Annotated in this window: 18 protein-coding genes and 1 tRNA gene; 14 read left to right on the top strand and 5 right to left on the bottom strand. The window is 39.3% G+C overall.

The window, feature by feature from the left end; translation table 11 throughout:
- Positions 1–150: 150 nt before the first annotated feature.
- Positions 151–1,380, bottom strand: coding sequence for a calcium-binding protein (locus H6G59_RS03600; RefSeq protein WP_190711791.1), 1,230 nt, complete (start codon positions 1,378–1,380; stop codon positions 151–153).
- Positions 1,381–2,396: 1,016 nt separating this feature from the next.
- On the opposite strand from H6G59_RS03600, the gene leuB reads away from it, so the two are divergent.
- From leuB to accD, 4 genes are all read left to right on the top strand, one after another.
- Complete coding sequence (leuB, locus tag H6G59_RS03605) at positions 2,397–3,485, top strand: 3-isopropylmalate dehydrogenase (protein WP_190711792.1); 1,089 nt, start codon at positions 2,397–2,399, stop codon at positions 3,483–3,485.
- Between the two features lie 91 nt (positions 3,486–3,576).
- A complete protein-coding gene (locus H6G59_RS03610; RefSeq protein ID WP_127054344.1) occupies positions 3,577–3,837 on the top strand; it encodes a hypothetical protein in 261 nt (86 codons plus the stop codon).
- Between the two features lie 99 nt (positions 3,838–3,936).
- On the top strand, positions 3,937–4,758 hold the full coding sequence (locus H6G59_RS03615) for a prepilin peptidase (RefSeq protein WP_190711793.1): 822 nt from the start codon (positions 3,937–3,939) through the stop codon (positions 4,756–4,758).
- A gap of 568 nt (positions 4,759–5,326) precedes the next feature.
- Positions 5,327–6,277: an acetyl-CoA carboxylase, carboxyltransferase subunit beta gene (gene accD / locus H6G59_RS03620; protein WP_190711794.1), complete on the top strand. Its 951-nt coding sequence runs from the start codon at positions 5,327–5,329 to the stop codon at positions 6,275–6,277.
- A gap of 116 nt (positions 6,278–6,393) precedes the next feature.
- Here the strand turns inward: accD and H6G59_RS03625 are convergent, their stop codons facing one another.
- Positions 6,394–7,857, bottom strand: a complete 1,464-nt coding sequence (locus tag H6G59_RS03625) for an MFS transporter (RefSeq protein ID WP_190711795.1) — start codon at positions 7,855–7,857, stop codon at positions 6,394–6,396.
- A gap of 196 nt (positions 7,858–8,053) precedes the next feature.
- Between H6G59_RS03625 and H6G59_RS03630 the strand changes: the two genes are divergently transcribed.
- The gene (locus H6G59_RS03630) at positions 8,054–9,259 is read left to right on the top strand and encodes an ABC transporter substrate-binding protein (protein ID WP_339327923.1); all 1,206 of its coding nucleotides are present in this window, start codon (positions 8,054–8,056) and stop codon (positions 9,257–9,259) included.
- Between the two features lie 63 nt (positions 9,260–9,322).
- Here H6G59_RS03630 and H6G59_RS03635 read toward each other — a convergent pair whose 3' ends face one another.
- Complete coding sequence (locus H6G59_RS03635; RefSeq protein ID WP_190711797.1) at positions 9,323–10,060, bottom strand: nuclease-related domain-containing protein; 738 nt, start codon at positions 10,058–10,060, stop codon at positions 9,323–9,325.
- A gap of 401 nt (positions 10,061–10,461) precedes the next feature.
- Between H6G59_RS03635 and H6G59_RS03640 the strand changes: the two genes are divergently transcribed.
- From H6G59_RS03640 to petJ, 5 genes are all read left to right on the top strand, one after another.
- A complete protein-coding gene (locus H6G59_RS03640; protein WP_199331905.1) occupies positions 10,462–11,298 on the top strand; it encodes a carbohydrate ABC transporter permease in 837 nt (278 codons plus the stop codon).
- The gene (locus tag H6G59_RS03645; RefSeq protein ID WP_190711799.1) at positions 11,295–12,131 is read left to right on the top strand and encodes a carbohydrate ABC transporter permease; all 837 of its coding nucleotides are present in this window, start codon (positions 11,295–11,297) and stop codon (positions 12,129–12,131) included. Before H6G59_RS03640 ends, H6G59_RS03645 begins: the two co-directional genes overlap by 4 nt.
- 547 nt (positions 12,132–12,678) lie before the next feature.
- Positions 12,679–13,167, top strand: a complete 489-nt coding sequence (psbV, locus tag H6G59_RS03650) for a photosystem II cytochrome c-550 (protein ID WP_190711800.1) — start codon at positions 12,679–12,681, stop codon at positions 13,165–13,167.
- Positions 13,168–13,660: 493 nt separating this feature from the next.
- Positions 13,661–14,080 carry a plastocyanin gene (gene petE / locus H6G59_RS03655; RefSeq protein ID WP_190711801.1) on the top strand — a complete coding sequence of 140 codons (420 nt, stop codon included), beginning with the start codon at positions 13,661–13,663 and terminating at the stop codon, positions 14,078–14,080.
- 329 nt (positions 14,081–14,409) lie between these two features.
- On the top strand, positions 14,410–14,784 hold the full coding sequence (gene petJ, locus H6G59_RS03660) for a cytochrome c6 PetJ (protein WP_190711802.1): 375 nt from the start codon (positions 14,410–14,412) through the stop codon (positions 14,782–14,784).
- Positions 14,785–15,064: 280 nt separating this feature from the next.
- Here petJ and H6G59_RS03665 read toward each other — a convergent pair whose 3' ends face one another.
- Positions 15,065–16,462 (bottom strand): energy transducer TonB, encoded by a 1,398-nt coding sequence (locus H6G59_RS03665; RefSeq protein WP_190711803.1) that lies wholly within the window; start codon positions 16,460–16,462, stop codon positions 15,065–15,067.
- 779 nt (positions 16,463–17,241) lie between these two features.
- Here H6G59_RS03665 and H6G59_RS03670 point away from each other — a divergent pair.
- Positions 17,242–17,859, top strand: a complete 618-nt coding sequence (locus tag H6G59_RS03670) for a cytochrome b N-terminal domain-containing protein (RefSeq protein ID WP_190711804.1) — start codon at positions 17,242–17,244, stop codon at positions 17,857–17,859.
- Positions 17,860–18,179: 320 nt separating this feature from the next.
- Here the strand turns inward: H6G59_RS03670 and H6G59_RS03675 are convergent, their stop codons facing one another.
- Positions 18,180–20,099 carry a cation:proton antiporter gene (locus tag H6G59_RS03675; RefSeq protein WP_190711805.1) on the bottom strand — a complete coding sequence of 640 codons (1,920 nt, stop codon included), beginning with the start codon at positions 20,097–20,099 and terminating at the stop codon, positions 18,180–18,182.
- A gap of 306 nt (positions 20,100–20,405) precedes the next feature.
- Between H6G59_RS03675 and H6G59_RS03680 the strand changes: the two genes are divergently transcribed.
- The 3 genes from H6G59_RS03680 to H6G59_RS03690 all read left to right on the top strand — a co-directional run bounded on the left by H6G59_RS03680 (position 20,406) and on the right by H6G59_RS03690 (position 22,921).
- A tRNA-Glu gene (locus H6G59_RS03680) sits at positions 20,406–20,478 on the top strand.
- A gap of 256 nt (positions 20,479–20,734) precedes the next feature.
- Positions 20,735–20,908: a hypothetical protein gene (locus H6G59_RS03685; protein WP_190711806.1), complete on the top strand. Its 174-nt coding sequence runs from the start codon at positions 20,735–20,737 to the stop codon at positions 20,906–20,908.
- Positions 20,909–21,250: 342 nt separating this feature from the next.
- Complete coding sequence (locus H6G59_RS03690; protein ID WP_190711807.1) at positions 21,251–22,921, top strand: ABC1 kinase family protein; 1,671 nt, start codon at positions 21,251–21,253, stop codon at positions 22,919–22,921.
- Positions 22,922–23,001: the final 80 nt, after the last annotated feature.

The following is a 23,001-nucleotide window of genomic DNA, read 5'->3' on the forward strand; positions in this document are numbered from 1 at the left end:
CTAACCTTTTTCTACAACATTTGTCACTCTTGTTTCGGAAATGGAAACAGGTCTTATCTTGGTATTGAAAAAAATACCACCCCTTCATGTTGTTGAAGAGGTGGATTCTCATTGCATTAATTGATCTTGCTTTGCGTCAGTCGCATCAAATTAGGCAATTACGCTGAAATTTGCATCGGTTAGAGATAGTCCTGTAGATAACTTGGCGAATTTTGTCTGAGCGCCGCCACCCATTCCATCAGCATCAAAGAATAGTTCGCCAGTAGCGCTGTTATAGATAAATCGCTGATCGCCGGTTGTTGCAATTGAACCTATGGTAAATTGACCAGGAGCGAATGAACCTGCGGTTAAACCACCGCCGAAACCAGCAGCGGATACTTGAATCAAGTCGTTACAAAAGCAGAAGTCAGTAATGGTATCAACGCCTTCACCGAGATTATTGAAGCCAAAAATATCAGAGCCAACACCACCAGTCAAGCGATCGTTGCCAGCGCCACCATAGAGGGTGTCGTTGCCCTCGTTACCTTCAAGAGTGTCATTACCAGCCCCACCAGAGAGAATATTATCGGCACTATTGCCTTTGATGATATTGTTCAAGCTATTGCCAGTACCATTAATGCTATCTGTGGCAGTGAGGACAAGGTATTCAAAATTATCAGCTAAAGTCCAACTCACAGAAGACCTGACTGTATCAATACCGCCAGCATCTCCACCAGAGCCATTATCTTCACTGACAACATCTCCAAGGCTATCAACGATGTAAGTATCGTCACCTGCTCCACCATAAAGGGTGTCGTTACCTGTGCCACCATTTAAGACATCGCGTCCATCACCACCGTAGATTGTGTCGTTGCCTGCGCCACCTTCAAGAGTGTCATTCCCAGCCCCACCATCAAGTGTATTATCGGCACTATTGCCTTTGATAATATTGTTCAAGCTATTGCCAGTACCATCAATGGCATCTGTGCCGAGGAGGACAAGGTTTTCAAAATAATTACCCAAAGTCCAACTTACAGAAGACCTGACTGTATCAAAACCGCCTGCATCTCCACCAGAGGAATTTTCCTCACTGACAAAATCTCCAAGGCTATCAACGAAGTAAACATCGTTGCCTGCTTCACCATAGAGCCTATCGTTGCCTGTGCCACCTTTGAGGGTATCGTTGCCCTCACCAGCATAGATTGTGTCGTGGCCACCATCACCATTTATTATGTCATCTTGATTACCACCGAATAGCACGTCGTTGCCAGCGCCACCTTTTATGGTGTCAGTACCCTCACGACCATCTAGGTTGTCGTCTCCCTCTCCACCGAGGAATTGATCGTCATCATTTGTTCCAACCAAAATATCTTGATTGTTAGTGCCAACGTAACGTGCCATAATTTTCTCCGAATTTTAATGAAGCTGTTCGGAAACTAGGTCTTGCTAATTGAAAACGCGAAAAAATACCCAAAAGCCATTTCTGATAGACGAAGGCTGTATCCAGTTTGTCAATTACTCATGTTAATGAAAAATGTTATAGCCGCCTGGTAGAAAAATACGAATTGACGTGGATTTGTTTGTAGCTTAATAGTAAGGATTCAGAATTTGGAATTAACAATGCTTGTAGCTATTGGAGTGATGAAAGATAAAAATGTCTACGATTGAGATTGTAATTCTGACAAGCATTCTGAATTCTAACTCTTGACTCCTTACGCTTAATATGGTGCGAACCATTTTTCCCTGAAAATATATTGAAAGTTCGCTTTATGCCTGGTCTTTCTGAAAGCTTAAAGCAGAATTTTCATTCACAAAAGCAGTAGTATTTTTACCCATTGCTGATGAAATAAATCTTGTGCTTTTGGTGTATTTTATCTTGCTATTCAGCAATACCAAGTTTATTTGTTAAATACATCGTAATTGATTTTTTATAATTGTCTAGATTGAATATTCATGTTTTACATACTCTTCATATTAGATAATATATACTTTATTTAATATTTATTTTTGAAATTAATAGAGATAAAAACAATAAATTTTTATGTATAAATCCAAACAACATGAATATTGATGGACATGATTTTGAAAACTAGTTATGGTAAAAAATAATTTATTTAAAGTTTTTTATGTATAAAATATTATCAAATAAGTTGCTTGAAAAAATACTTCAAATCCATAGAATATACTTCCTAACTTAGAGTTATTTTCCCTATATATCTCAAATCAAAGCCTCAATTGTGCCATTACAAAAATATTTATGGCATTAATTCAGTACTTCTATTCCCAATATTCTGATTTGAGTTTAAGTCAATTTAATTACATCATTGATCTGTTCTCCCAAATTTAAAACTCCATAGGTACATTTTGCTCGGTATGATAATAAATCTGCCTAAACTTTTACATCATCACAACTAGTTATGACTCAAAACTATCGCATTACCCTACTTCCCGGCGATGGCATTGGCCCCGAAATTATGAATGTAGCGGTGGACGTGCTAAAACTTGTAGGAAAACGCTTTGATATTCAGTTTGAATTCCAAACAGCCCTGATTGGTGGTGCAGCAATTGATGCCACAGGTGAACCCCTACCCTCAGCTACCTTGGATATGTGTCGCAATAGCGATGCAGTATTACTCGCTGCTATTGGTGGTTACAAATGGGATTCGCTGCCTTCACATCAGCGTCCTGAAGCGGGTTTATTAGGACTTCGTGCGGGTTTGGAACTGTTTGCCAATTTACGTCCAGCGAAAATTTTGCCCCAGTTAATTGACGCTTCTACTTTAAAACGAGAAGTTGTGGAAGGTGTAGATATTATGGTGGTGCGAGAACTCACAGGCGGGATTTATTTCGGTAAACCAAAAGGCATTTTTGCTACTGAAACTGGAGAAAGACGTGGTGTAAATACAATGGTTTACACAGAATCGGAAATTGACCGCATTGGGCGAGTAGCTTTTGAAACAGCACGAAAAAGGGGCGGAAAACTCTGTTCTGTGGATAAGGCTAATGTGTTAGAAGTATCTCAACTGTGGCGAGAAGAAATGAATAAGCTGGCTTCAGAATATCCAGATATTGAACTATCTCATTTATATGTAGATAATGCAGCTATGCAGTTAGTCCGCGCTCCTAAACAATTCGATACTATTGTTACAGGTAATTTGTTTGGTGATATTCTATCTGATGCGGCTGCTATGCTGACTGGTAGTATTGGGATGTTACCTTCTGCGAGTTTGGGAGCTTCTGGCCCTGGTGTATATGAACCTGTTCACGGTTCCGCCCCAGATATTGCAGGACTTGATAAAGCCAATCCTTTGGCACAGATTTTGAGTGCAGCGATGATGTTACGCTATGGTTTAAACCAGCCAGAAGCGGCAGACTTGATTGAAAATGGAGTGTTACAAGTTTTACAACAAGGCGATCGCACTGGGGATATCATGTCTGTAGGGATGAATCTGTTGGGTTGTCGCGCTATGGGCGATGCGCTGATTCAAATCCTGGAAGCAAAATAATTTCCTGATTATCGCTTGAGGATTTTAACATTTTTTGCTAAAAGTTTCGGATAAACTAGAAGCAAATCTATAAATCACATAAACACCAATAGTGTACGCTGCACAACAAGGACAGGCGAATTTTTCCGCACCCAAAAACCATCCGCCTTTGGTTGATCCCACCGTCATCAAAGCGGCTGGTCAAATTTACTATACATACTGTGAGGTACATCCCGAAATCGTTGGACAACCTTCAGGAGTAGCAATTAGTCGCGTAACTTATCGGGGTAAGGTGATTTTCACTCAACACCCCATCTTGTTACCGCAAGAGTGTTTTGTGCCGCTAAATCAAATTGAATCCTATATGTATTAGTGACAGGGAACAGGGGAGAAATGAATTCAAAATTCAAGAATTTGTGCCTATTGCCTATTGGTTATTGCCTATTTCCACTGTTAACTGGTAACTGACTATATGGACTTTTTGATTGTCGTCCCTGCGAGTATCATTGTCTTTGCTTTGGGTACATCTATTGGTAGCTTTATCAATGTTGTGGTTTATCGCCTACCTTCTGGATTATCAGTGCTTTGGCCGCCTTCTCGTTGTCCTCAATGCTTAAATAGACTCAAAGCTCACGATAATGTACCGGTGTTTGGCTGGTTGTGGTTAAAAGGACGATGCCGTTATTGTCAAAGCAAGATTTCTCTCCGTTATCCTGTGGTAGAAGCATTAACAGGCATAATATTTTTGATAACATTTTGGGTTTTTCAATTTTCGATTTGGACAATAGGTTATTGGGCTTTTTGCAGTTGGTTATTAGCCTTATCCCTGATAGATTTAGATACGATGACTTTGCCAAATCCACTTACTCAGTCAGGCTTGATTTTGGGAATAGTGTTTCAAATGGCTGTTGGTTTGTTATCAGAAGCTAACTGGGTGGGAATGGTAAATCACTTGATAGCAGCCATAGCTGGTGCTGTGATTGGCTTATGGCTATTTGATGGCATTTCAATCTTGGGTTCTCTAGCTTTTGGAAAAGCTGTCATGGGTGCGGGTGATGGTAAATTAGCTGCCATGATGGGAGCTTGGTTGGGTTGGAGATATTTACTAATAGCTAGTTTCACGGCCTGCACCTTAGGAGTATTGATAGGTGGAGGAGCAATTATGCTGTCACGTCATAAAATGGGACAAAAGATGCCTTTTGGGCCTTTCTTAGCTTTAGGTGCTGTTATGACTGTGTTTAGCGGCCAAGGGATTTTGTCTAACTATCTGCGATTATTTGTTCATATATCTTGAAATATAGGAAACAAACTTAAAATTCAAAATTCAAAATTCAAAATTCAAAGGTGTTTTTTTCTGATTACTTACCTATAGCAGTTCTAAAAGATTCATAAACACTTCTGTTAATAGTTCCCTGTTACCTTCCCTCACCATAGGATTTCTATATTAACCCATGACCAGATAGATCATCAGAAACCTATATCGCCCATGACTGTCACCTTCATTACCCACTTGACACGTGATATTTTGGTACAATTAACCTGTGACTTGCATTAACCTCAAATAACAAGATGCAGTTGGCAAATAAAAACTAAGCTGACATAAGTTAAGTATTCTATTACAGCAGGAACAGACTGGTATTGTCATCATTATTTTTGTTAAGTTTGCAACCAAAAAACGCTGACATCAGGTCTAAATTGCTGAGAATCTTAATTGGATGATTTAGTTAAGCCGAAAAAATCATCAATCTAAAATCTACAATCTACAAATTTTCAATACCCACTCTACCGGTGGGAATGGTCAATTCAAATCAAAATAGAATGACCTGTTTTTGACCTCGATACCTACTTACATTAAGATAAAAATGGCGAACAACGAAGAATCACGCGGTTTAAAGTCTCTATTTGATTGGTTTGCTAATCGCCGTAAACCTGGCTCTAGCAGCCTAGAACGCCAAGAACGAGAAATTGCGGATGGGCTGTGGCATAAATGCCCTAAATGTGGTGTTTTAACTTATGCCAAAGACTTAAAAGCCAATCAAATGGTCTGTGTTGAATGTGGTCATCATAATCGGGTGGATAGCGATGAACGTATCCGTCAATTGATAGATGCAAATACATGGAAACCACTAGATGAGCATTTACGCCCCACTGATCCTTTACAATTTAAAGATCGTAAACCCTATAGCGATCGCTTGCGGGAAACTCAAGACAAAATCGGTTTAATAGACGCAGTCAAAACCGGCTTAGGTCAAATCAACGGTTTACCAATCGCTTTGGGAGTTATGGACTTCCGGTTTATGGGTGGTAGTATGGGTTCCGTTGTCGGGGAAAAGCTCACCCGCTTAATCGAACAAGCCACTCAACGTCGTTATCCTGTTGTTATCGTCTGTACTTCGGGCGGTGCGAGAATGCAAGAAGGAATGCTTTCCTTAATGCAAATGGCGAAAATTTCCGCAGCATTACAACGCCATCAAGATGCCCGCTTATTATACATTCCCATTTTAGCAAATCCCACTACAGGCGGCGTTACAGCTAGTTTTGCCATGTTAGGTGATCTGATTATCGCCGAACCAAAAGCCACTATTGGTTTTGCGGGAAGACGAGTAATTGAGCAAACCTTACGGGAAAAACTACCCGAAGATTTCCAAACTGCTGAAGATTTGCTCAAGCATGGTTTTGTTGATGAAATCGTTCCCCGTACTCAGTTAAAAAATACATTGGCACAGCTAATTGCTTTGCACCAACCTCTACCAACTGCACCCAACATGGTTTTGTGGGAAAGCATGAGTTTGAGTTCTACCAGTGTCGAGTAGGGAAAAGAGGAGATGGGGAGATGGGGAAGAAGAGGACGCGGTGACGCGGTGACGCGGAGATGGGGAGATGGGGAGAAATAATATCTACTGCACCCTGCACCCTGCCCCCTGCCTATTTATTCCCTGTTCCCTGTTAAGAGTTCCCTGTTCCCTGTAACCTGTTCTTTAACGAAAATCAGCGGGATAAGTGCTGCAAGTCGGCAAATACTAGAGAGGGCAAAAAGACCTAATAAACCGCCAAAGTGGGGAGATTGGGCGATAAAACCGCCAATGGTTGTGCCTAAAGCACCAGTTACTCCAGCAATAGCAGCTGCGATCGCAAAATAGATTGATTGATTTCTGACTGGAGTAATGCCAATTTGCATATTGTTGTTACATAAATCCACCGCTGCTCCACTACCACCGATAAAAATATATAACAGTGGTAGCCACAGCCAGACATCTAAATTACTCTTGCCAATTCCAAACCATAGCAAAGGCGTAACAGCAACAACCATCCCTACAAATATCAAAATTGGGCGATTTCCCACTTTATCTGCTAACTTACCCCACAGCACAACCATGAGCAGATTTGCCCCGGCTTGCAGACTGCTATAAACTGTCACCCAACCTACATCTATATTCAAAGTTTCTAGTAGATAGAGGTTAACAAAAGGGGCGCAAAGATTAAAAGCCAGCATCCATAAACTGAAATACAGTATAAAAATCCAAAAATTAGAATTTTTACCGATATTGTAGGGGTTGAGCATCGCTAAACCCTTACCCGTTTGTTTTTGAGGAATTGATACCGTATCAGTTATTTCGCCCAATTCATTTTTAATGTTAGAAGAATCAACTATATGAGTGTTTTGTAATTGGGGATTAACATCAATTTTGAAATACTGACATCCTAAACTAATCAATCCAAACAAAATCCCTACAAACAAAACTACCCCATAACCTTGGAGAGTTCCCCCATACCAATGCGATACAGCAAACCCAGCTAAAGGTACACACAACAAATTAGTCAAACTGGTAGCACTATTGCGGATGCCAAAATACCTTCCACGCAACCGTCGGGGAGCAATTATTGCTAACCAACTCATCCAAGATGCACTTCCCAGCCCACCTGAGAGATGACTAAAAAAGACGATTAACAGAGTTAATATAACCAACTGCTGCGAATTTACGACTCCCCAACCCGCACCAATAATACCAATTACCAGAATTAGCCACAATAGCCGAGAAGTCCCATAAACAAGCATGGAATACTGAAAGCGGCTAGTAGTCCGTTCTGAAATATAAGCACCCAACGGCTGAATCAGATTCACCAACATGGGAATGGAGGAAAGCATCCCAAAAATCACTGGACTAGCATCCAACTCCACCAAAAAGTTACTAAGTAAAATACCTCCAGTAGTAATAGAAAAAATTGTTGCAAAAATAGCATCTAAAGTAGATGCTTTTAAACTAGTACGAATAGCATTCTTAGGAAAACGAAAGCTAGATGGAGATTGAGAAGATAAGACTGTTGTTAATGAATCAATCTGAGCAATTTCTAGGTTTAAAGATGCAACCGTTTCAATTGGAACAGAATCCATAAATAATCGTCTATCAGTGACGAAATTAGCAAAATTTCAGTTCATCATAATTGTTTGTTATTCTATCTACCATTTCTCAACAAAACTTTATCTTACTTAAATATCTATCCCTAGTTACAGAATGTATAAGTAAGGTGAGAGAGATTTTTACTTATTTGTGAACAAAAGCAAGTGTTTATATTTTTGGGGTTGGGTAATAGCTGTGAATATCATCATTATTAGCTGCCACAGTTTACCATCCAGTACATCATCAGTCACCATTAAACTCAGTGGTTGGGGAGGTTCTCCTGTAGAACAAAAACTTCTCAAACAGGTATTAAAAGACTTTGAAGCAAAACATCCAACTATCAAAGTTAAATATGAGGTAATTTCTGATCAATATATGGATGTAATTAAAACCCGCTTAATTGGAGAAGCAGCACCTGATGTATTTTATCTTGATGCGTTAGAAGCACCTTTTTTAATGAGTCAGAATGTTTTAGAACCTCTCGATACTTACATCCAACCAGAATTTGATTTAGCAGATTTTGAAGACAATTTACTTAATAGCTTTAAATACCAAAACCATATTTATGGATTTCCTAAAGACTATTCTACTTTAGGTTTATTTTATAACAAAAAAGCCTTTAGTAACGCAGGTTTAAACAGTCACCCAACTACTTGGGATGAATTACGCCGCTATTCTCAAAAATTAACAGGTAAACTTAATCAATACGGCTTTGGCGAAAGTCCAGAATTGGCACGTCAGGTTTATAAAATTATAGCTTATGGTGGTAAAATAGTTGATAAAAATGGTTATGCCGCTTTTGCTAGTGAAGCAGGTTTACAAGGTTTAAATTTGGTGATTGACCAATATCAAAAAGACAGAACCTCAGCCCTTAAATCCGATGTTGGTGCTAGTTCTGGTAGTGATATGTTTGGTCAAGGTAAAGTATCAATGGTAATTGAAGGGAACTGGGCAATTCCTTATCTTCAAGAAACCTTCCCGCAGATAGATTTTGCAACAGCAGAAGTTCCCAAAATTAATAATAAAAAAGGCACAATGGTTTATACTGTTGCCTATGTAATGAATAAACAAACAAAACATAAAAAAGCAGCTTGGGAATTAATTTCTTATCTCACCGGTAAACAAGGAATGGAAAAGTGGACAGGTACAGGTTTCGCTTTACCAACTCGTAAATCTGTAGCTGAGAAATTAGGTTATGATAAAGATCCTTTAAGGGCTGCTTTAGTAGCGGGTGTTGATTACGCTACTCCTTTGCAAGTGGGGAAATATCCAGCAGCAATTGTGAATAATTTTGATAATCAGTTTATTAGTGCTTTGTTGGGGGAACAGCCATTAAATCAGGCGATGTTAAAGGCGCAGAATAACGCTAATCAGCAGATTAAAATGATGGAATAGTAGGTTGGGTTGTTCGCGTTAGCGTTGCGGAGCAATGGAAGGAAACCCAACATTTTGAAGAACTCAATCTTTAAAATTCTCACGCTTAATAAGCTTAGGCTTAGAAATCGGTTTAGAGATTTCAACATTTTTCGAGAGAATCTTCAAATCTTCAACTGCTTCAGCAATTACCTGCACTTGCATTGGTGTTAAGCAATCAGTAGAATTAACTATCATTTGTAGCAGTGCGGGTATACCTTGCAAAACTGGAACTGAGCAATCAGTCACTCCCAACCATTTAGCTACAGGAAAAATTACAGGAGCCTTAACTACTCCATTCGGTAAATTAGGAATCAAAGAATTAACCCACTGACTAAACATTCTTTGATGGTAGATACTTTGAGAAGTTGGACTATCTGATATTGGTTCCCAGTTGTTTCCCTCTCGTCGTTTCCATTTATCTTTATAAGCAGTAAATGAACCTTTCCAAGTTTTTACCTCTACTAAGAAAATACCACCTGCACCAATAATTAAAAGGTCGATTTCTGTTAAAGTATTTACATTAGAGGTAGGTATTAAAGCGTTATTAAACATTACCCAACTATCAGGTAATGATTTCAGCAGCAGTGAAACACTCCATTCTCCCGCATTACCTTTCAATTGGTTTTGAAATTGTTTAATTTCAAATACTGCTGCACCCAATGAACCCAAAAAGCCATTACCTAATAATTCTTGAACTTCTTGATGTTTGACCGATTTTTTTCCGTCTACTTGTTGTTGGAATTTTTCCCGCAGTACCGGTGATTGTTTAAGGGTTCGCATAAAATTTAATTCTCTGTATTTTGGTTGAATTCTTGTATAGTTGAATAGCTAAAATATCTTCCGAAGGTAAATTTATATTCATATTGGATTTAAAAGCAACTTATATAATCATAATAAAACAGTATTAATAATTACGCAACTAAGATGAAACTAGACATAATACGGATTTTCTCTCGTTCTCTCGTTCTACCTGGGAATGCAATTTAGAAGGCTCTGCCTTCTGTTATTATGTAAAGATACCTAAGACGACTTTTGAACAAGAGGTAGAACCTCGCGGAAGGCATTCCCAGTCAGAGACTGGGAACGAGATAAATTATCGAGGTTTATTTGTGTTTCCCATCAACAGACAACGCAGAAACCCACGCTGGAAAATTACAGAAAACCTAACAGGGTATCTTTTTATGATGCCTACAATTCTCGTTTTAGGCACTTTTGTAATTTTGCCAATTCTCTACGCTGTCTTTCTTTCCCTCCACAAAGTTCTACTTTTAGGCGGTATTGATGATAAATTTATTGGCTTTCGCAATTTCAGCAGATTAGTAGAAGATGAACAGGTTTGGATTGCTTTAAAAAACACCGCAGAATATGTTGCTATTGTTGTCCCCAGTCAAACTATTTTAGCTTTAATTTTAGCTGTAACTTTAAATTCTGGTATTCGTGGTAAAAGCTGGTGGCGTATCCTTTATTTTTTACCCACAGTCACATCTTCTGCGGTGCTAACACTTATCTTCATATGGATTTATAACACCGATGGATTACTAAATGATTTTCTCGCTTTTGTCGGTCTACCTAAATATAATTGGCTAGGAGATCCAGGAGTTGCACTCAAAGGCATTATGATCATGAATATTTGGTCAACAGCACCTTTTTATATGGTGATTTATTTAGCAGCTTTACAAGATATCCCCCAAACACTTTATGAAGCAGCAGAATTAGATGGTGCGAATTGGTGGGAAAGGTTTGTTTATATTACTCTTCCCTGGCTGCAACCTGTAACTTTTTTTGTGGTGACAGTGGGGATAATTGGCACTTTTCAATTATTTGATCAATCTTACATTTTCTCTGGTGGAACTGGTGGACCGAATAACGCTACATTGACAGTCGTATTGCTAATTTATCAAGCTGTATTTAGAAATTTACAATTAGGATATGCATCTGCGATCGCATTTTTACTCGCAGCAGTCATCATTATCATCACTGTGATTCAGCGGAGAGTCTTTGGAGGTGAAAAAATTTGACTCATATCTCTCGCTTTCCCTATCTCAAAGTTCTTTTATACCTCTTTTTGACAATTTATGGTCTAATTACCCTGATTCCTTTCCTGTGGGCGCTTTCAGCATCATTTAAGCCGCTGTCAGAAATTATCAGCGGTGAGCCAAATTTCATCCCCCAAAATTTTACTATTGATAACTACAAACAAATCTTTTTCCAAGAACCGCTATTTGGGCGCTGGTTATTTAATAGTATAGCGATCGCACTCAGTGTCACAGTTTTAAACTTACTCTTAAATTCAATGGCTGGTTACGCCTTAGCCAGACTACGCTTTGTCGGTAAACGTTTTTGGTTCTTCCTGATTTTAGCTGTACTAGCAGTACCCGCACAGATTACCCTAATTCCTACATTCTTGATTTTAAAAGCCTTGGGTTGGCTCAATTCTTACCAAGGTATGATTGTACCCAGCATGGTAAACGCCACCTTTATCTTCATGATGCGGCAGTTTTTTGTTAATTTTCCTCAAGAATTAGAAGAAGCAGGGCAACTTGATGGTTTAAACACCTGGGAAATTTTCCGAGATATTGTTTTACCCTTAGCAAAACCGGCACTAGCAGCACAAGCTGTGTTTGTGTTTATGGGCAGTTGGAACAATTTTATACTACCTCTAGTAATCTTATTTGACCCAGAAATGTTTACCCTACCTCTAGGGTTGAACACCTTTAAAGGACAATACATCAGCTATTGGAACTACATCATGGCCGCTTCTATGGTTTTTACCCTTCCAGCTTTAGGTATTTACGCCTTTTTCAACCGCTATTTTATTCAAAGTGTTACCTTTACAGGCGGAAAAGGTTAGGTATTGATAATTGTTAATTCTTAATTAGACATAGAGTCAAAAAGAATGTAAAGGTGAGAATCCTTACCCAAGGAAGGTTTTTTCCAGACTTCTGGATGACGCATATTTAATTTTTACCAGTTGTCTAGCTCTTAATTCTCTCCAACTCCCCAACTCCCCCAATCTGAGTCCACCATATTTTGGCTGATAAATTGGACTCCTTACATGATATTGGTATTAGAGCGACTCAATCTCTATCTAAATAAAAAGCGTTATGGGTTTTGCAAACCTGTGGAGTGCAGAGATAGCGAAATACCACGGAAACACTGTGGACAAGCAGTTTTCTCTGTTCAACTCAGTCTTAATTGCCTATAAACACCAGAAAACCCGTTTGGCGTTAGAGGATGTAAAGGCAATTATATGCCAAATATTTTCGGCAATCCACTCAGCTGCTAAGTGGGTGATAATTGCTACTAGCAAAGAAAATTTAAAAGTCAGCAAGTAGCAATATGGAGATTGAGCATCGTTATCTTAGCTGTGTTGAGCATCAAAATCTTTAAGGGGAAATATGTTTAGAACAATAATTGGTTTTCTAACTACCGTTTTGCTGACCTTTCAGCTATTTGTCGGTAGTGCAACAGCAGTGGAATTGGATAAAGCCACTCGAACGGTTACGTTGAATGAGCAGGGTGATACTGTTGTGATCAGTGTGAAACAACTGTCAAAAGGTAAGAAATTATTTAATGACACTTGCGCTCAATGTCATGCTGGAGGTGTAACCAAGACTAACCAAAACGTGGGACTAGAACCCGAAGCTTTGGCTGGAGCTACACCCAAGCGTAACAATATTGAAGGGTTGGTGGACTACATGAAAAATCCTACAACTTACGACGGTGAAGAAGAGATTTCTGAAATACATCCCAGCCTCAAGAGTGCGGATATCTTTACAGAAATGAGAAATTTGACCGATGATGACTTAAGTGCGATCGCAGGTCACATTCTCGTACAACCAAAAGTTGTTGGTACTAAATGGGGTGGCGGTAAGATTTATTACTAAACCTCTGCTAGCTAGCCTCGTTTAATAAAACCTGAGTTCCGATTCCTCATACCTGAGAGCTTCACGAAGAGACGCGGGGACATGGGGACACGGGGACAGAAATTAGACTCCGATTGTAACCCCGCCCAATTTCAAGTGTCTAAATAGAAAATTCAGACGGAGTTTCAGACCCCTGGAACTTTCTTTACAGACACGGGGCTTGAGACGCTCCGCGTCATCTTCGATGAAAGCACAATTTTCAACCTTAGTTAAGTATTGCTGCTGATTTTGCTTTGCTCTCTGGAATCAGGACAAGGTAGGGGGTTCTTTCCTCTGCCCCCTGCCCTCTTGACTGCTGGCAATCTAGGAATAATATTTACTCTTTGCCTAATTTGTTGTGCTTGATAGTCGGCAATTATTGAAAAAAAATTTATCTATGACAGATTGTCATATTTGGCGTTAATTGTATTTAAAATGAGAACAGGAAAATAAAACTATATCTCAGGAGAGAGCCATGAAATTAATTGCAGCAAGTTGGAGACGCTTGACTTTAGCCGTATTGACTGTTCTTGTAGTTGTTAGCAGCTTTGCTGTTTTTGCTCCCACCGCATCTGCGGAAACATATCAGATCAAGTTGGGTAGTGACAAAGGATTGTTACAATTTCAACCCAGTAAGTTGACAGTTAAACCAGGTGACACAATTGAATGGGTTAACAACAAAGTTCCTCCCCATAATGTTGTGTTTGACAAAGCAAAAAATCCCAAAAATGATGCCGTTTTAGCTGAATCTCTGTCTTACAAGAAGTTGTTAATGACTCCTGGACAGAAGCAAACAACAACTATCCCCGCAGATGCACCAGCTGGTGACTATACCTTCTATTGTGAACCTCACCGTGGTGCTGGGATGGTTGGTAAAATAACTGTTGCAGGCTAGAAAACTTTCAATTTTGACCGATTGGATTTTTATAGACCATTAGGTGGTGCAGCGGTAATCAGTTTTATCCCGGTCTAACAGAGTAAACACTGTATGGCAATCAAGGGAGAAACTAGTTACCGCTAATTTTTATCCCATTTGCCCAAAAAATCAGGAAATCAGTAAATCCGTATGAGAACTATACATGATATTTTACAGATGTGGATATTCAGTAAATCTATCAGTCCACTCCACATATAGGCATTCTCCCTACCTTGGATAAAAGAATGGATGATAGTTTCGGCATATGTGGATAGATTTGGATATATACTTGCTAGCTACATTTTTAGATGCTGGATGCTTGTTACGAGGAAAATCTCTTGAGAATACTATTATTAACTCTAGTTTTAGCGATCGCTCTATTTAACTTAACCGGCATTCATCCAGCCTTAGCCGCAGAAACATTCAACGGAGGCAAAATTTTTAATGATAACTGCTCTGCCTGCCATATCGGAGGTGCTAATATCCTCATTGAGCATAAAACTTTACAAAAAGCAGCATTATCAAAATATTTAGAAAATTATGATATTGAACCGATCCAGGCTATTATTTACCAAATACAGAATGGTAAAGGTGCTATGCCCGCCTTCAAGAACAAGTTAAGCTATCAGGAAATACTGGAGGTAGCCGCTTATGTTTTCCAGAAAGCGGAAACAAGCTGGTAAAGTGACTGTTCCTATCTCCCTGCTTCCATGTTTATATATTTTATTTTTTCAATTCAAAAAATTTTCAATTACCTGAAGAAAAGAATTTGAGATTGAATTGGGGCAACGGTTTAAATCTCCTTAATTTATAAATTGATGTAGAAAAAAGCGCAGCCCAGTTATTCAAGTCTCCGTATTCATTCTTGGAGTCTTCAATTTTCAATGCAAGAGGAATTTTGAATTGCCCGAAAGAAATAACTGGGGATATAACCAACCCAGAATGCTAAATCCCCACGTGATTTTATTGTTCTTGATTAGAGTTTTGTTTTTGTTCCTTGAGTTGACGTAACTGTTGTATTAATTTTTGAGTAGATTCACTAGATGGAGCAGGCTGAGTGCTGCTTACTGTTGCGGTAGGTGACGTTTTGATAATTACTACACCTGGAGTTGAGGGTTGAATTTTTCTGTTTTGAGGCTCAGGTGCTTTTTCAGAATTGTTATTTGGTGAGGGCTTTGGCTCAGAAGTCCCTTCAGGAATATTACTATTGTTTTGATTTTTAAACCGTAAGTGGAATGGATAAGAGCTAGTTCGCTTATCAGTTTTAGGTGGATTGGCGTTGAAAAATTCCCTGGCTTTTGATTGCAGTTCAGGGGCAACTGACCGATCTTGGAACTTAATATCTAAGACCTTGCCATCAGAATCCACAACTAATCGACCCAAAACATTACCTTCCAGATTTTGTTTATCCGTAGAAATGGTTTCACGAATTACTGCTTGTTCTTTAGCGTTAGGGTATTCTTGCTTGATTGTTGTTCTCAGCTTATTGTAAGAGTTGAGATTTGCCAGTAACTGTTGCGTTGTCTTACCTTGTGAATCCAACTGCTTAAAAGCAGGTAGTTCCGGTGGCTTTTTCGTTGCAGTTTCTGGTAACGGTGGTAAACCTTGTCCTGCTAATGCTAATTGGTCGTTAGCTGCTAAAGATTGTTCTCCAGGAACTTCAGACGGAGAATTTTGAGCTAACTTATCTCCCAACTGCATTTTTTGGGGTTGAGAAACTTCCTGTGGGGTACTAGATCCAATATCAATTGGATCAGGAGATGGGTTATTTAGTGGTTGCTCTGGAATTTTGTTGTCTGCTTCGACTTGTGGCAACCTGTTTAAATTTAGTGGTTCGGTTTCTCGAATTTTGCTGTCTAGATCATTAACAAAAGGAGAAACTGATGGAGAGAAGTTACTTCTGGCTTGAAAATTGGAAACTTGCCGGCTAAAGTCGTTTCTTGTAAATCTCGAACTAGGCTGGCTTCTGGGCAGGTAAGAAAGATTATAGTTACCAGATGACGTAGGGATAGGGGGCAATACCGCTTGGTTAGGTAAAGGTGCTTCTAAGGGTGGTAATGTTGTCAATTGGCTGTCAAAGTTTGCAGGAGGCAGTTGCTGTTGTAGCGGCAGTTGGGGTTGTTGTAAAGCAACTTTAGATGTGTCAGGAGTTTGGGGCAATCGGTTTTGATCAGCCGGACTCAATTCCATTAATCCGACTACTTTTGATGAATCAGTTGTTGAGGATTTATTAGAATCAACAGGCATTAATGGCACAATTAAGGCAATAGCACCGTGGATGCCAAGAGAGGCTATAGCTGCTATCCCAGTTGGTTGGCTTAATATTTCTGGTATATTTTTCAGCAGGGAGACGTAAGACATAGCTTTTATCGTTCACTCGGCTCAGTTGCAGTTGACTAGTACCATAAGGCAGAAGGGAAGCTATTTTGTTGGGCGGCATGGCCCAAGGCTATTTCTGACGCGCTGCACTAGCAATTTTATTTTTTAGACTCTTTTGCCATTTGAGAGATGGGGTTCTCTAACAAATAATAACTTCCTATATTGCCATTCAAAACAGGAATATTCAAGTGATATTAAAGTTTTTATTTTTTTAAGGGATAAATTATAGTTTTATAGCCGTGGACAGGGTGGTTAGGACATTAGACATTAATTGATAATGAAACTCTCACTAAAAGAGGGTTTTACTCCTGAACCGATAGCGCAGCGTGGCGTAAGCCATAGGTCTGCGAAGCGTCTCCTGACTCCTGCTATAAGTTGAATTTTCGCAAAAATGGTTAAAAAAATTACCACCTATTTGACTAAATTTGGTTATTAGCTGATATAGCTTACCCTTTTCTGGCAATACTTTTGACATTACTAACTCTTAAATGTTTCTGTGCATTTAAAATAGACAATGCCATAATCAATGGTGATTCTACCAGGTTATTGAGAATGTGCGATCGCTTACCGCCCATTTAAAAAAGTCACTTCAATCTCCTATTTTAACTATCGCATCACTCAGCACTATCAGCCGAGGCACTCCGTAACAGAAGTTCTACCAGCTTGGGTGGGATATTAGGCGTGAAAAATTACAGGATTCCTAAAAATTTTGGTTAAGATTGTAATATAAATATACAACTACTCAAACCAGAGGTTTGTCTATGCAAAGTACCTTAGTTGATCGGTTTTTGCGGCGACTGGCGACGATATTATCCGTTGTGATTCTGACTTTGATGCTCATTTACACCTCTACAGGAGTTTTACTGTCTTTTTACTACGAACCAACAGCAGGTGGTGCTTATAATTCATTGCAGATGATTAATACGCAAGTATCCTACGGCTGGTTATTCTATAGAACTCATGAAATTGCTGGTAACGCCGTCATTGCGATCGCACTTATTAATCTCGTAGTCATGTTTTTAGGTCGGCAATTTCGTCCTAGTTGGCTGGCGGCTTGGATCAGTGGAATTTTGTTGACATTGAGTGCAATGGGATTAAGCTGGACAGCAATGCTCCTGGGTTGGAATCAGGAAGGATACTGGCGATTTCAAATTGAACTAGGAACCATTGAAGCCATTCCTTTCATTGGTAGGCAACTGCGAGACATTTTAGTTGGTGGGGGAGCCATTAACACTCTGACAGTGCAACATCTTTATAGCCTGCACACCTACGTAATTGGGACTGCTGCCCTCATTCTGGCTATAGTGAATTTGTCGGCTTTGTTATGGCAAGAGTGGGAAATGTCTCAAGAAAACAGTTTTAAGAGTGCTGAGTGCTGAGTACTGAGTACTGAGTGACCGCATAGTTAAAACTAGGGAAGTGGAGTAAGTAAGGACGCATTATTTCTTGTGGCACTTTCGGCTGGAAATAAATCTTTTTTTGTTTTTCCATACCATGTGGGACTTCTCTGCGAGACGCTGCGCGTAGCTTGCTTTCCCGCAGGGGTATAGACATGAATGTACTGTTAGTTAGCTTTCTTCTCTACGAGACGCTCTCGTCCTGCGGACACGCTGTTCGCGTTCGTGAACGGAGCGTTTAGCCCATGCAATTAATTTTACTTTTTTACTCGTTACTCGTTACTCAGCACTGTTTCGGTGATTCAATTAGTAGATGCCTCACTAGCAGAAAGTTGAGACAATTTAGCGGCGGGGAGTTCTTCCACCTCCGCTAAAGTTTCTAAAGACAGAGGCGTAGACTGACTAGCGCCCGATAAGCGTTTTAACAGATTGGGTCTAGAATCATATAACAAGTAGATAATGCGATCGCCAATTTCCCACTCTTGATTTGCGGACATTACCTGTAGGCGTTCTTCTCGTTCTACCAACAATGGTACTAATAACCCAGTCTGGATTTTTTCTTGGATATGCTCCTGCTGGCTGGCAAATTCCTCCTCATTTAAAGTTGTTGTTCCCAACTTCACCCGGCCATCATTCAAGTATTCATTCCAAGTTTTAATCGGTAAATCGGACGCAAAAGCCTGATCAACTTTAGAATTAGTCGAGTTAGAAGCTTGAGGATCACGGGGGAACACGGCTAAAACACGGGGCGGACTAAATTCCTCAGCTGCCCGTTGAGCCAAAACAAAATTGACTTCCCCATTATTCGTCACTGCCAAAAAAGTCCCCATAGAGGCAATTCCCGCCTCTTCCAACACTTCGGCATCCAGCGCACTGCTCGCAATCACGCGAAGATTTTGGGCTTCAGCTTGGGTAAAATACTGGGAGTCAGTATCAATCATCACTACACTTTCGCCCCGTTCTTGAAAAAACCGGGCAATCAACAAACTCAAAGGATTACAACCAACAATTAAAGCTCCAGTTGCATCTTTCGAGGTGATGCGTAGCCATTTAACAATCCAGCCAGCTGTTAAGCCTTGACAGAAAACTGTCATGATAATTGTCAGGAATACCAAAGCTTTAATCGCATCACCACCATTAATACCCCGCTGTGTCAGCGAAATCGCAAATAAAGATGCCACGGAAGCCGAAACTATCCCTCTTGGTGCAACCCAACTGAGAAATAGTTTCTGTCGCCAATTGAGATCACTGTTCCAAGTACAAAACAGGATGTTAATGGGGCGAACCACCAACATCAACACCAAAACAGTCAATAAACTACCCCAACCCAAAGCTAAAACACTGGCAATAGATAAGTCAGCAGCTAGAAGAATAAACAGTACAGAAACGCTGAGAATTGTCAGTTGATTTTTAAAGCTTCGCAACAGTCGTTCTTCTGGAACTGATGAGTTAGCAAATACTACTCCAGCTACTACTGTAGTCATAATTCCTGACTCACTGCGAATCGTCTGCGCTAGGGTAAACAAACCCCACAGCACTGCCAGGACTACTAAGTTTTTTAGTTCAAAAGAGATGAAATTGGCGCGTTTGAAAATCCAACTCATCAAGTAACCGCCAACGGCACCAATACTGCCTCCCACACCCAAACGCATCAATAACCCGATGATGGCGTTAATGGGGTCTGCATCACCGTTCAAAATCGTATCTAGGACAACGTAGGCGAGGATAGCTCCCACTGGATCGATTAAAACTCCTTCACCTTCCAAAAGCGTTGCCACTTGCCGATCTACGTTAATTTGTTTGAGCAGAGGACCAATAACTGTTGGCCCTGTAACAACGACTATGGAAGCATAGAGAAAAGCTATGTTCCAAGGAAATTCTCCCAGCCAATGAGCCGCCATACTGCCGCCCAGCAGGGTTATTAATGTTCCCAGGGTGACAAGCAGTTGCAAACTGACTGAAACTCTACCCAATTCCCGCAAATCCAATTTGAGTCCGCCTTCAAACAAGATAATTGCTGTGGCTAGGGAGACAATTACTTCTAGTCCAGTTCCTAGCATATGGGGATGCAGCAATCCCACACCATCAGCACCCAGTAGGATGCCTAACAGGAGTAATAAGACAATGCTGGGTAGTTTGAAGTAGGCAGCCATTACTTGGGCGCTAATGCCTGCAAAAACTGTGATCACCATTTGTAGGGTGATGTCAAAAGATGCTTCCATGTTGTAGATTTTGAGCGATTGATTTCAAAATCCTTTGTAAAGAATCATAAATACTAACTCTACAGGGTACAACAGCACACCCCTTGTTAAGAAATTAAGAGATTTTTTCATGCTTAGTTTCTTATGGTACATCCTTTTCTATCGGCTGGCGACAAGGTAAGCGGCGCTAAATTTGTTATGTGGACAGCAATCTAAGTCCCAAAAGAGCGATCGCTCAATCAAATTTTAGAACTTGTCAAAATTTTTGGAAAAACCTGTTGACATACTCTGAAAAATCCGTTATGTTATTAAAAGTCTGAGTCCAATGCCCCCATCGTCTAGAGGCCTAGGACACCTCCCTTTCACGGAGGTAACGGGGATTCGAATTCCCCTGGGGGTACTTTAAAGGTGTAGATAAAAAGAAAGCTAGAAAAGATTGAATCGATTGCTTTTCTACCTAACAAATAACTTTATCTGACCTACAGATTTACATAGTGCTTAAATTGGCACGTTGACTAGTAGCCATAAGGCTGAGTTGTCAGTCATTGCTGAGGCGGCGTTTAATGATTGATACTGGCATCGTCAGCGTCACCATTCAGGGGGGGTAGAAAAGAAATCACCAAAAATTCCCCTCAGAATCTGATAAATTAAGTGGCATGGAACAGAAGCGCATTAATCACTTAGAGAAGATACCCCCAGAAGATTGGGAAAAGACTCCAACCAGCAGCAAGAAACTGGTGGAGGAAATGGCGCGGCAAATAGAACAACAGGAAAAGAAACTAACAGGAGTCTTGACAGTTCAAGAACAGTTCCACCAAAAAAATCAATAGAACATCACAAAACTCATCATCACCTGCTTCAAGAAGTAACGCTTTGGGCTACTCTGTAGATGAAGCCAAACATTATGTCCAAAATATCCAAAGTGCAAACATCTGGCGACGTACCAGTTTCTACTCTCAAAGCCATGCTGGTAGTGTCGGATGTTAACTGTGGTTACAATTCTTAAATCTCAAAAGCCTAATGTTTTCGAGTTTATAATTCAGGCTGTTGTTACTGCTACTTGTTCTGATGATTCTGAAAAGTTGCCAGCTGCTTAATTTTTATGAATTTATTTTTTGGCGTTGTTTTTCTTCTTTACACCCTCTGAACGCTTACTATTTTTGTTGATATTTATGATAGCAAAAGCTAAAAAATTTCGTTGGCAAAAACCTAAATATTCTGCTTTATCTCGAAAAATAGATATTTTCATGGCTGCTGGTCAATTTATGTTATTTCTTTGGTGGGATAGTATTTTCCCTCAAGATTCTTTAGAACATAAGAAAAACCGCGCTATTTGGTTGGTTAATACTTTAATTGATTTAGGACCTACTTTTATTAAAATTGGTCAAACTTTATCAACTCGTGCTGATTTATTACCTTTAGAATATGTGGAAGCTTTGGGAACTTTACAGGATCAAGTTCCGGCTTTTAGTAGTCAAGAAGCGATTGCTATGATTGAAGTGGAATTAGGTAAATCTGTACAATTTATCTATAAAGAATTTGAGTTTAATCCTTTAGCTGCTGCTAGTTTAGGTCAAGTTCATAGAGCAAAGTTATACAATAATGATGAGGTGGTTGTCAAAGTACAACGTCCGGGTTTAGAAGTTTTATTTAATTTAGATTTTAAGATATTATTACAGTTAATTAAGTTTTGCAATCAATATTTTGTTTGGGTTAGAAAGTATAATTTACAAGCTATCTATAATGAGTTTTTTGATTTGTTATTTCAAGAAATTGATTATATTCAAGAGGGTAAAAATTCTGATAAATTTAGGGAAAACTTTTCTGGATATCCGCATATTATTGTCCCTAAAGTATATTGGCAATATACCACAACTAAGATATTAACTTTAGAATATAAACCGGGAATTAAAATTAATGATAAAGCAGCTTTAGAAGCTTGTGGAATTAATATTAATAAGGTAAATGAAACGGGTATCTGTTGTTATTTAAAGCAACTATTACAAGATGGTTTTTTCCAAGTTGATCCTCATCCGGGGAATATGGCTGTCAATCCAGATGGTAGTATTATATTCTATGATTTTGGCATGATGGCAGAAATCAGAACTTTGGATAAAGATCAGATGATTAAAACTTTTTTTGCTGTGTTAAAAAAGGATAGTAATGAGCTAGTAAATACTCTAATGAGTATGGGATTACTGGAACCTATCCCAGATATGGCTCCAGTAAAAAGATTAGTCACATTTTTATTAGATAAGTTCACCGATAAACCCTTAGATATTAAAGCATTAAGTGAGTTGAAAAGCGAACTGTATGAAATGTTTGAACAGCAACCATTTCGTCTACCTGCTCAAATGACATTTATCTTAAAAGCTTTAACCACATTAGATGGTATAGCGAGAACTTTAGATCCTAAATATAATCCTACAGCATCATCTCAAGCATTTATAAAAAGTCTGGCAATGACAAAAGGTAGAGGAAATGCGATCGCCCAATTAAGCAAACAAGCAAGGGATTTTCTCCAATATCAACTGACAAAACCTAATAAAACCGAAGTTTTAGTTAAAAAATTAGAAGAGAGAGTTGAAAGGGGAGAGTTACAATTAAGAGTTAAAAATGTTGAAAGTGATCGCATATTAAGACGAATTTATCTAGCAGTCAAAACATTAATTTATGCTTGTTTAACAGGATTTAGTATGTTGACGGGATTAATCTTGATCATCACCAAGTATAATAATTGGGCGATAGCGATTTTTTGTGTAGGTGGTTTTTGTTTATATTTATTAGTTAAATCCTTAATGAAATTAGGAGTGATGGAGAAAATAGAAAAAATGGGCAAATAGTAGCGCTGTCAGGATTCGTCTTTTAAAAATAGCAATACAATCAAGGGCGGGGAAATTCCGCCCCTACCATTAATTAATCT

The organism is Anabaena lutea FACHB-196, from assembly GCF_014698305.1.
GTDB classification, from domain to species: domain Bacteria; phylum Cyanobacteriota; class Cyanobacteriia; order Cyanobacteriales; family Nostocaceae; genus Anabaena; species Anabaena lutea.

What these genes read in the sequence shown, in the direction of transcription:
- H6G59_RS03600 (WP_190711791.1), bottom strand. Translation starts at nt 1,380, where the DNA reads ATGGCACGTTACGTTGGCACTAACAATCAAGATATTTTGGTTGGAACA.
- leuB (WP_190711792.1), top strand. Translation starts at nt 2,397, where the DNA reads ATGACTCAAAACTATCGCATTACCCTACTTCCCGGCGATGGCATTGGC.
- H6G59_RS03615 (WP_190711793.1), top strand. Translation starts at nt 3,937, where the DNA reads ATGGACTTTTTGATTGTCGTCCCTGCGAGTATCATTGTCTTTGCTTTG.
- accD (WP_190711794.1), top strand. Translation starts at nt 5,327, where the DNA reads ATGGCGAACAACGAAGAATCACGCGGTTTAAAGTCTCTATTTGATTGG.
- H6G59_RS03625 (WP_190711795.1), bottom strand. Translation starts at nt 7,857, where the DNA reads ATGGATTCTGTTCCAATTGAAACGGTTGCATCTTTAAACCTAGAAATT.
- H6G59_RS03635 (WP_190711797.1), bottom strand. Translation starts at nt 10,060, where the DNA reads ATGCGAACCCTTAAACAATCACCGGTACTGCGGGAAAAATTCCAACAA.
- H6G59_RS03640 (WP_199331905.1), top strand. Translation starts at nt 10,462, where the DNA reads ATGATGCCTACAATTCTCGTTTTAGGCACTTTTGTAATTTTGCCAATT.
- psbV (WP_190711800.1), top strand. Translation starts at nt 12,679, where the DNA reads ATGTTTAGAACAATAATTGGTTTTCTAACTACCGTTTTGCTGACCTTT.
- petE (WP_190711801.1), top strand. Translation starts at nt 13,661, where the DNA reads ATGAAATTAATTGCAGCAAGTTGGAGACGCTTGACTTTAGCCGTATTG.
- petJ (WP_190711802.1), top strand. Translation starts at nt 14,410, where the DNA reads ATGCTGGATGCTTGTTACGAGGAAAATCTCTTGAGAATACTATTATTA.
- H6G59_RS03665 (WP_190711803.1), bottom strand. Translation starts at nt 16,462, where the DNA reads ATGTCTTACGTCTCCCTGCTGAAAAATATACCAGAAATATTAAGCCAA.
- H6G59_RS03670 (WP_190711804.1), top strand. Translation starts at nt 17,242, where the DNA reads ATGCAAAGTACCTTAGTTGATCGGTTTTTGCGGCGACTGGCGACGATA.
- H6G59_RS03675 (WP_190711805.1), bottom strand. Translation starts at nt 20,099, where the DNA reads ATGGAAGCATCTTTTGACATCACCCTACAAATGGTGATCACAGTTTTT.
- H6G59_RS03685 (WP_190711806.1), top strand. Translation starts at nt 20,735, where the DNA reads ATGGAACAGAAGCGCATTAATCACTTAGAGAAGATACCCCCAGAAGAT.
- H6G59_RS03690 (WP_190711807.1), top strand. Translation starts at nt 21,251, where the DNA reads ATGATAGCAAAAGCTAAAAAATTTCGTTGGCAAAAACCTAAATATTCT.